The organism is Microcystis sp. LE19-10.1B (assembly GCF_027530565.1).
GTDB classification, from domain to species: Bacteria; Cyanobacteriota; Cyanobacteriia; order Cyanobacteriales; family Microcystaceae; genus Microcystis; species Microcystis aeruginosa.
The window spans coordinates 1-9457 of the sequence record NZ_JAPZQM010000560.1; the positions used below are offsets into that span (position 1 = coordinate 1).

Genomic DNA, 9457 nt, shown 5'->3' on the forward strand with positions numbered 1-9457 from the left:
CGAAAAACTAATGCGCTCCGGGGTTTGGGGGGTAGAACCCCCCAAAGGCTTGGATTGAGTGATAAAATCAGAAGTAATGTCCGATTTTAAAAGAGAGTTTCCCCTTAAAAATCCCAACTTGCTAGATTTGCAAAAATGAGATGCGCCCCATACTGCTCACTTAAAACTCAAATCTGATAACTGTTAACTTACCCACTGATAACTGATAACTGATAACTGTTATAAAGCACCGGCTGCCGTGCGATCGAGTATTCCCGATCCTAGATGAGAGGTAATATTAATTGCTTGCAGGACCGGTTGAGAGTCAACTCCTTTGGGATAATCGATAACACTAACCGCGCCATTTCCCTGTTTAATATTCCAGAAATTGGCGGGTTTTAAACCCAATAAATAACAAAGAATCACCTTATTAATGGCATCGTGGGCCACTACCATAATTGTCTTAGGACTATCGCTATTACTATAGGTTTTAACGATTTGCCGCCAACAAGCGATCGCTCGATCCCAAACTTCCTGTAAATTCTCCCCTTCCGGCATTTGTACGGTTTCCGGGGCATTTTTCCAGTCTTCTAACATCCCGGGGAAACTCGCTTCAATTTCCTCCTCTAATTTGCCTTCCCAAAGTCCGTGACAGATTTCCGTCAGATCCCCTTGGGTATCTAAGGTGACATCGGGGTGATATTGCAGGATAATTTGGGCAGTTTCCTTGGGACGGGACAAAGGACTGGTGACAGCGTGATCGATCGCCGTTTCTCGCAGAAATTCGGCGGCTTTCTCAGCTTGGGCTTTGCCATTATCATTGAGAGGAATATCGCGCACACCTTGAAAACGTTTATCCCGATTCCATTGGGTTTCTCCGTGACGCACAAGCAGCAGCCTGGAACCTTGGAAAGGAGGACGCGGTGGGGGTAAAGCTATCCCTAAGTGTGCTGTTTGATTGAGGGATTCCACCTGGACAGGATCACCAAAATCACCCGTAAAATTGAGAACATTAACGCAACAGTTAGATTGTTGCAGGGAATGGTATAAGGAAACTGGAATACCGATGGCACTGAGGATTAAACAGCGATTAATGCCGTTATGGGCAACAATGAGGATAGTTTTGCCCTCGTGTTGGGGAATAATTTCTCGCCAAAAATCCTGCGCTTGTTGATAGAGGGAGAGAACGGGATAATGTTCTTGACCATCGGGCAGTATCATCTTAAATTGGTGAGGTTTTTGGTGCCAATCCCGATATTCTTGGGGGTATTGAGCTTTTACCTCCTCTTTGACCATATTTTCCCAGATAGGCAGATCGATTTCTAGTAACTGCGAAGTGGGTTGAATGACGGGAGAGTTATTTAAACGAGACTGAATCACCTCAGCAGTAGATTTGGCTCTTTGGAGAGGACTACAGTAAAAAGCGGCGATATCGATTTTACTGAGGGCATTTCCTACTTTTTCCGCGTCCAGATGGCCTTTTTCTGTCAAAACCGAGCCATCACTGCGACCTTGTATTTTCTGCTCTGCGTTATAACTGCTTTGTCCATGACGAACAATAATCACACGAGTAGCCAAGCGGTTCAGTCTCCTTAACTAAAAGTCTCAATATCAGATTACAGGCGATCGGGATCGGAGTACAAATCAGTGATCAGTGATCAGTAATCAGCAATTATTATAGTTTATTTGTACTATAATATCGCCTACAGTTTCAAGGCAGCACAGCATATCAAAACTTCCTGATATAACAATCTCTTTGGGATCAAGGGTTTGGCGGTTTTATCAAGAAATCATGACAAGGTACTTGTTCAAAATCGGAATCTTGCTGTTTAATAGGTATTTATAACAAGCGATTCCCTTGATCCCCATCGAGTGGATCTCTCGTTCACAAAGCAATCGATGAGTAGTTAGAAGGATTACCCAGATCACTGCTTTTGCAAATGCCCAAAAACATTTGCCGTCGTAACTAATCGGAGAGCGTCAACTCATGGTTCCAGAATACCCCCCCTTAGATGAGATGACCTTGCGGCAACTACGACGAGTTGCCAGTCAATACAGCATCTCTCGTTACAGTCGGATGCGGAAAACGCAGTTAATCGAGTCAATTACCCAAGCTATGGGAGTAAGCGGCAATTTTAAATCTATTATTAAAGAGGAAAAACCAGTGGAAGCAGCAAAATTTGAATTAGGTCAAGCTAACCCGATCGAAGATATCCTAGGTTCAGTGGATGATGGTTTAGGAGATCTGCCCGGGGGCTACGGTGAAAATCGCATCACCCTCCTACCTCGCGATCCTCAGTGGGCCTATGCTTACTGGGATATCCCCAACGAATCAAAAGAAGATCTCCGTCGTCAAGGGGGACAACAGTTAGCCCTGCGTCTTTATGATGTCACCGATATCGATCTCAATAGCCAAGGCGCGCATAGCGTCCAAGAATATCTCTGTGATGAATTAGCCCGGGAATGGTATTTACCGATTCCGGTCAGCGATCGAGATTATGTTATCGATATCGGTTATCGTTGTGCCGATGGTCGTTGGTTAGTTTTGGCCCGTTCTCCTTTAGTGCGGATTCCTCCCGTCTATCCTTCCGACTGGATTGAAGATATTTTTGTCACCGTTAACTGGGAAGAAGAACTGGTGGGTAAAACTGTTTACGAACTCGTTCCCCCCAGCAAACGCTACGGCAGCAGCGCCGGAACCACGGGAAGCCCTATCTACGACCAAATTTTCGAGAGTGTCGGCGATATCGAGGCCCTACGGGTGGCCGGTTCCTTGTTTGGTTCCATGCAGCACGTCGCTGGTTCCGTACCGATGTCGGAAGTGATCAGTTCTTATGTATTCCCCTCTGGGGTTGGTATGTGGGCAGTTCCCACGGTATCGGGACTAACTGCTTCCGGTATAGGCATAACTGCTTCCGGTATCGGTATGGGTGCTTCGGAAACCCTACAACGTCCGCGCAAATTCTGGTTAGTTGCCGATGCCGAATTAATCGTCTATGGTGCTACGGAACCCGATGCCACCGTAACTATCGGTGGTCGTCCGATTAAACTCAATCCCGATGGCACTTTCCGCTATCAGATGTCCTTCCAAGATGGTTTAATCGATTATCCGATTATGGCCGTGGCCGCCGATGGTGAACAAAATCGTTCTATCCACATGAAATTTACCCGGGAAACCCCCTCTCGCAATACCAACACTAAAGATGAGGCGGTTCTAGAATGGTTATTCTAGATCGGGTTTTCTAACGTTACCAAAGCCAACCTAATTACTTCCCCCTAACTGAGATTTAGTTAGGGGATTTTTTTCGAGAAGTTAACGGCAAGCTACCGAGGGGGTTGCTTGCCGCTATCAACTTCTATTCCCAAATCTGACAGCTTAAATCGCCCGATTTTTGGGAAAGACGCAGATTTTCACCGTAATCGACGGGAACATCGATCACCGTAGGCACCTCTTGCCGGAAAGCCTCCTCTAGTGTCGGGATCAAATCCTGAGTAGATTCCACCCGATAGCCTTTTAATCCCATACTTTCGGCAAATTTAACAAAATCGGGATTACCAAACTTAATAAAAGAAGATGTCCCAAAATAGTTTAACTGCTTCCATTCGATTAAACCGTAACCGCCATCATTAAAGATGAGAGTGACGAAGGGAGTTCCCACCCGCAAAGCTGTCTCCAATTCCTGACAATTCATCATAAAACCGCCGTCTCCCGTCACCGCCACAATGCGCTTATCGGGATAAACTAACTTAGCGGCGATCGCACCAGGGATAGCAATACCCATAGCGGCGAAACCGTTAGAAATAATGCAAGTATTGGGACAATCGGAGTGATACTGGCGCGCCATCCACATTTTATGAGCGCCCACGTCACAAATAGCGATATCTTCCGGTCCCATCACCTGACGCAGATCGTAGATCAATTTTTGTGGCTTGATCGGAAAACCCGTATCATTGGCATAGGTTTCGTAATCGGCCCGAATTTCCGTCTTTAATCCCGCGGTGACAGGAGTTGGTTTATTCTGGCGATCGGCCCGTTTGAGGATATCGATGAGAGAATCGGTGATATCACCCACCACTTCCACCACCGGGGCATAACTGCTGTCAATTTCCGCCGGAGTCATGCCGATGTGAATAATCGGTAATTTCCCGTCTGGATTCCATTTTTTCGGGGAATACTCGATTAAATCGTAACCAACAGCGATAATTAAATCACTGCGCTCGAAGGCACAACTAATCAAATCCCGTTGCTGTAATCCTACCGCCCAAAGAGCCAGAGGATGGGTATAGGGAATCACCCCCTTACCCATAAAAGTGTTAGCCACAGGGATATTCAAGGCCGTGGCGAATTCCGTTAAAGCCTCACTAGCATTAGCGCGAATTGCCCCATTTCCCGCCAAAATCAAGGGATTTTTCGCTTTAGAAATCACTGCGGCCGCCATGTTCAAAGTCCGGTAGGAAGCGTAAACTTTTTCCTGACTATCGAGGGGCAAGGGATGACCATCGGCAGCCATAGCGGCGATATTTTCGGGAAGATCGATATGAACTGCCCCCGGTTTCTCACTTTGGGCGGTTTTAAAGGCTCTCCGTACCACTTCTGGGGTGATACCCGGCCGCACGATTTGTTTATTCCATTTCGTCACCGGGGCGAACATGGCCACCAGATCCAGGTATTGATGGGATTCAATGTGCATCCGATCGGTTCCCACCTGGCCGGTGATGGCCACTAAGGGCGCCCCATCGAGGTTAGCATCGGCTACCCCTGTCATCAGGTTAGTCGCCCCCGGTCCTAAAGTGGAGAGACAAACCCCCGCTTTTCCCGTCAAGCGTCCATAGACATCGGCCATAAAAGCCGCGCCCTGTTCGTGACGGGTGGTGATAAATTTGATCGAGGAGTTTTTCAGGGCTTCCAAAACATCGAGGTTTTCTTCCCCGGGTAGCCCAAAAATATACTCGACCCCTTCATTCTCTAGACATTTAACTAGAAGTTCGGCTGTGTTTAATTCCCCCATAATTCCCTCCTGTAGAGCTTACTTCATCAGTAAAGTCTCTAGAGATAGTTCATCCCGGCGGATTGAGGTTGTTGCGCTCAACTCGTCGGGATGATATCAGTAGACTATATGTACCAATGTAGCTGACTAAAATTTTGTTTAAGTCTATCCATATACCATTGTGACTTAGATCTTGACCCTTGGCAGATTATTTATTAGCACAATTGGGGAGAATTTTTTTTAGACCGTTAATTCTTCGGCGGCGTGGGCTAGTTGGGCGGCGACTTTGGCTAGATAGGGACGACTTAACCACCAGATAAAGGGGGACAGCCAACCCCGCAGAGTGACAGAATAGGAAATATAACTACCACAGAGGGTTGATTCCACTTGGTAGGTCATTTTCTGTTCCATGCCCGGGATAGCGAGAACTCTGAGGCTGAGGAGTTCCCCGGGGCGGACATTTTCCACGAAAACCCGGATAGGAATGGGAGTCAGACGGGTGACAGCTTGATAGATTAACCCCGGTTTAGCGATTAAACCCAAGGGAACATCAGCCTTGGCGATCAAAGGATGCCAAGAGACATCGGCCACATTGATTAATTTTTGCCAGAGGACATCGACGGGGGCGGTACTGACCACCCGATAGGTTTTGTAGAGTGAAAACTTACAGAATAGTCTGCCTTTGGCCGCTACAATCCTTAAGGAAAAATTGAGAATCACCGATTGCCTCCCGCAAAAATAATCTAGGGAATCTTCTATTTTGACATACCCCACGCCGTAAACGGACGTGGATTCTTCTCGCATCACTGCTGTGAATTTCTGGCTCAACGAGTCCACTTGAATTAGATTCCTGGCGAAATCCCACCCAGAGGTGGTTCTCTCCTCAGACTTTCGCGACCTTACAGAAGCCTGTTTTCGGGGTCCCCTACGATACAGTTCCAAACCTCTAAAATACTTGGTTTCTCTGGTACTTGGTGCTGAGAATTTTTACCTATAGGAGCATTCCCCTAGAGAACCCCATAACTCTAGTTTTCAAGGTGCGTTCATCGGTTGATGACTGGGTTTTTTAAGCGGTTGCTTACCCAGCCCCCTATTCTTAATAGCATACATCATATAAAGTCGCCCTCAAAGGGCGAGGCTTTCAACCCAATTTTTCGGTAAAAAATAAATGGCTTTCCGGCAGTGTGCGCTTTTGATAATTTTCAATTATATGAATAGATTGATAAAGCTTGTTCTCAAGCCGCTAAAAGCCTATCAGTTCTTTGTGTGATCAGTTTAACTTACTATAGCAGCGATCAATCTTTGTGTCCTCTGTGTCTGGAGTGGTTCCTTCCACTCCCTCGCCAGCAGGACTGTATCTTAGAATACATTTTACCCACCAAACCTAAGATAGCCCGGTTCTTCGCTTTGTGTTATGCGATGGATGGGGTTACAAGGGATGAAAACCCTATATAGAGTTGGCTGAATAAATCTAATTTTTTCGATAAAAGCGGCAGGGTTAAAACCAGCAAGAGTGGCTGTGCCAAGGGTAGCACCTAAAAGATAAAGAAATTGACGGCGATCGAGAGACATATTCTCAGAGCAGATGTTCCGATGATCAATTATCCTATCGATCGGTGCCTTGGCAGAGAAAAGTTTTTATTTTTACCTGTCCGCTATAAGATGTCAAATTTTTTGAGTAATTGCCAGGGAATTTAAAAAAATTTGTTTACTCAAATTAAGAGTTAAATTTGGAAGGTTTCTAGAGCGCATTTTTCCTCAAGTGGAGATGGAAAAAATCCCATCCCCACACTTGTCAATTTATTTTCGCTGCTTGTTAAATACTGAACCCATCCCCAGTAAACCCAATGCCAATAACCCCAGAATCGAGGAAGGCTCTGGAACCGCTGGAAATGGATTTGGACCGGTACTGGGTGATAAAAATCCTTTTAAAGGATCACCCACGGCTCCAAAACCAACAAGATCGAGGGAATTAAACTGAGTTATAACTTCTACATAGGTCTCTTCTCCTTCTAGTACCCTGAAACTACCGAGATCGGGGAAATCCGTAAAGTAAATGAAATCTGCACTAGCGATAGGATCGGCAACATTTGGGGTGTTTACAATCGTGATTTTTAATGGCAATGTTTGAGTGAAATCTGGGTCGGAGGAAGTGGTGTTGATTATCAGATCAACCCCATTAATCCCAGTACCCCCAAAAACAGTGCCATTACGGTAATACAAGCGCCCTGCAACAAAGTCTTGACCCTTGGGCTGATCGGTAAAGTCAGAAGGAATAAAGGACAATTGATTGGTAAATGAACCATCTACAGGCGTTCCCCATTCGATGGTGTCGGTTCCGTTGCCCGTGTATACTGAGTCGGGGAGCGTGATGGCGTTGTCAAAATGGCCTGTCACTGTCCCTGTACCTACATTTACAGTTACAGCTTGGGCGGCTTGGAAAGGGGCTAGGATGGCTAGAGTTGCCCCCGCTACCAATAAGCAATGCTTACCCCCCCCCCACATTTTTGATTACTTTTGTTAATGTTTTGGCCATGGAAAACTCTTCCTTGGTATGGTTTCCCCGATTATATAATTGTATTTTTCAAAAGACTGGTATTGCCTGCTACCAATAAGCAATGCTTACCCCCCCCACATTTTTGATTACTTTTGTTAATGTTTTGGCCATGAAAACCTCTTCTTTGGTAGGGTTTATTCGATTATATAATTGTGTTTGGCTCTCTTGGATATTGGCTGAAAAATGTTCACAATGTCACATTATGGGCTTAACGCCTGCGCCCCTACATTGCACAATGACCTCAAATACTTTTTCAGCAAGCCTTTATTACCATAAACGATAAAAACTTTTCAACAAGCGCGGCGGAATTTTTAGATAATAACCAATAATTACTAATTGATTAACTAAGGTAGTTTTGCCAACTCCTAATTTTTGCCAACGTCTTGCCGAGGTAATCACCGGAGCAGCAACTATGGCTATTTTACCCCTTTTTTTCAATCTTTGTATTAATTCAAAATCTTCCATAATTGGCAACTCAGGAAACCCGCCCAAATCTGCCAATATTGAGGCTTTTAAAAATATTCCTTGATCTCCGTAGGGAAGGGAAAGCCAGCGAGAACGCCAATTAACTAATTTTTCCACTAAACGCAGGGTTTTTTCCTCTCCATCAATTTTTAATTCAAAGGCCCCCGCTACTATCCCAGATTGGGATAAAGTATCGATAATTTGTTCTTGAAATTCATGGGGAAGTAAAGTATCTCCGTGTAGAAATAACAAAATATCTCCTTTGGCTATTTTGGCTCCTAAATTCATCTGGAAAGCACGACCTTTTCTGGGTGAAATAATTACTTTTCCTCCCAATTGTTCGGCTATTTCTCTGGTTTTATCGGTACTGCCCCCATCGACAACAATAATTTCTACCCCCGCACCTATCTGTTTTAACGTTGCTGCAATTCTTAACTCCTCATTGAGAGTCGGAATGATAATACTAAGATAATTCATCAGGTTTTGTGGTAACTAAAGTCACAGGATTTAGGGGCGACCATCGGGTAAATTTTCCTACAGATACCGAGGGATTGACTGGGATTTTTAATAACTGTTTTTTCGGTAGAAAAGTTAAACATTGCTGCCAGTTCTTCAGAGTGGCTAAAGCTGGAGTCAAAAGTCGATACCAAATTAGGTTACACTTCATCTTTATGGAAAGCGAAACTCTGTTCTAAGATAGGTGGGACAATGCCGAATATTAAAGGAGACGATGGTGCGCTCAAAACCATCTTCAGCAATAGTAAAATTATCGCAGTGGTCGGGCATTCCGAGAAATCGAGCCGCGCCAGCTATCAGGTGGCCAAATTCCTGCAAGCGGTGGGTTATCGAGTCTATCCTGTCAATCCTATGGTCAAGCAAATTGACGGTCAAAGCTGCTATCCTTCTCTAGAGGCTATCCCTGAACCTGTGGATATTGTTAACGTTTTTCGTCATCGAAAATTTTGGGTCTGAAACCCCGTCGTTCTACGACGGCTTTACTGTTAAATATGAGCATCGTTTACGAAATATATGCTAAAATGTGAGGTATGGAAAAAGCCTATTCTTACCGATTTTACCCCACACCCGAACAAGAGTCGCTATTGCGGCGCACATTGGGCTGTGTAAGATTAGTTTACAATAAAGCTCTCCATCTCAGAACACAAGCTTGGTATGAAAGACAAGAAAGAGTAGGCTACGCTCAAACTTCTTCAATGCTAACCGATTGGAAAAAGCAAGAAGAATTAGACTTTCTCAATGAAGTAAGCTGTGTACCTTTACAACAAGGGTTAAGACACCTACAAACAGCTTTTACTAATTTCTTTGCTGGTCGTACTAAGTATCCTAACTTTAAGAAAAAACATCAGGGAGGAAGTGCCGAATTTACCAAATCTGCTTTTAAGTTCAAAGACAAACAAATCTATTTAGCCAAATGCACAGAACCTTTACCTATTCGATGGTCAAGACAAAT

9 protein-coding genes and 1 pseudogene are annotated in these 9457 nt (G+C 44.7%); 3 read left to right on the forward strand and 7 right to left on the reverse strand.

The window, feature by feature from the left end; translation table 11 throughout:
• Positions 1 to 219 precede the first annotated feature (219 nt).
• Entirely contained in the window at positions 220 to 1557 is a 1338-nt protein-coding gene (locus tag O9332_RS20305) for a histidine phosphatase family protein (RefSeq protein WP_288027127.1), read from the reverse strand.
• Between the two features lie 409 nt (positions 1558 to 1966).
• Between O9332_RS20305 and O9332_RS20310 the strand changes: the two genes are divergently transcribed.
• Positions 1967 to 3211 carry a DUF4912 domain-containing protein gene (locus O9332_RS20310; protein ID WP_002759885.1) on the forward strand — a complete coding sequence of 415 codons (1245 nt, stop codon included), beginning with the start codon at positions 1967 to 1969 and terminating at the stop codon, positions 3209 to 3211.
• A 124-nt stretch (positions 3212 to 3335) separates the two neighbouring features.
• Here the strand turns inward: O9332_RS20310 and O9332_RS20315 are convergent, their stop codons facing one another.
• From O9332_RS20315 to O9332_RS20340, 6 genes are all read right to left on the reverse strand, one after another.
• Positions 3336 to 4988: an acetolactate synthase large subunit gene (locus O9332_RS20315; RefSeq protein WP_288027129.1), complete on the reverse strand. Its 1653-nt coding sequence runs from the start codon at positions 4986 to 4988 to the stop codon at positions 3336 to 3338.
• A gap of 219 nt (positions 4989 to 5207) precedes the next feature.
• Positions 5208 to 5687 (reverse strand): SRPBCC family protein, encoded by a 480-nt coding sequence (locus O9332_RS20320; RefSeq protein WP_287675630.1) that lies wholly within the window; start codon positions 5685 to 5687, stop codon positions 5208 to 5210.
• Positions 5688 to 6338: 651 nt separating this feature from the next.
• The gene (locus tag O9332_RS20325; RefSeq protein WP_002759880.1) at positions 6339 to 6539 is read right to left on the reverse strand and encodes a twin-arginine translocation signal domain-containing protein; all 201 of its coding nucleotides are present in this window, start codon (positions 6537 to 6539) and stop codon (positions 6339 to 6341) included.
• A gap of 228 nt (positions 6540 to 6767) precedes the next feature.
• A complete protein-coding gene (locus tag O9332_RS20330) occupies positions 6768 to 7472 on the reverse strand; it encodes a choice-of-anchor K domain-containing protein (RefSeq protein WP_502846661.1) in 705 nt (234 codons plus the stop codon).
• Between the two features lie 319 nt (positions 7473 to 7791).
• Positions 7792 to 8466, reverse strand: coding sequence for a TIGR04283 family arsenosugar biosynthesis glycosyltransferase (locus O9332_RS20335; protein ID WP_288027134.1), 675 nt, complete (start codon positions 8464 to 8466; stop codon positions 7792 to 7794).
• Positions 8453 to 8656 carry a hypothetical protein gene (locus O9332_RS20340; RefSeq protein ID WP_043999113.1) on the reverse strand — a complete coding sequence of 68 codons (204 nt, stop codon included), beginning with the start codon at positions 8654 to 8656 and terminating at the stop codon, positions 8453 to 8455. Before O9332_RS20340 ends, O9332_RS20335 begins: the two co-directional genes overlap by 14 nt.
• Before the next feature lie 41 nt (positions 8657 to 8697).
• Between O9332_RS20340 and O9332_RS20345 the strand changes: the two are divergent.
• Both O9332_RS20345 and O9332_RS20350 read left to right on the forward strand, forming a co-directional pair.
• Positions 8698 to 8943, forward strand: a pseudogene (locus O9332_RS20345) (CoA-binding protein); the annotation flags it as partial.
• A 92-nt stretch (positions 8944 to 9035) separates the two neighbouring features.
• Positions 9036 to 9457, forward strand: a 422-nt coding sequence (locus tag O9332_RS20350) for an RNA-guided endonuclease InsQ/TnpB family protein (protein ID WP_288027136.1), incomplete at its 3' end; no start/stop codon positions are given.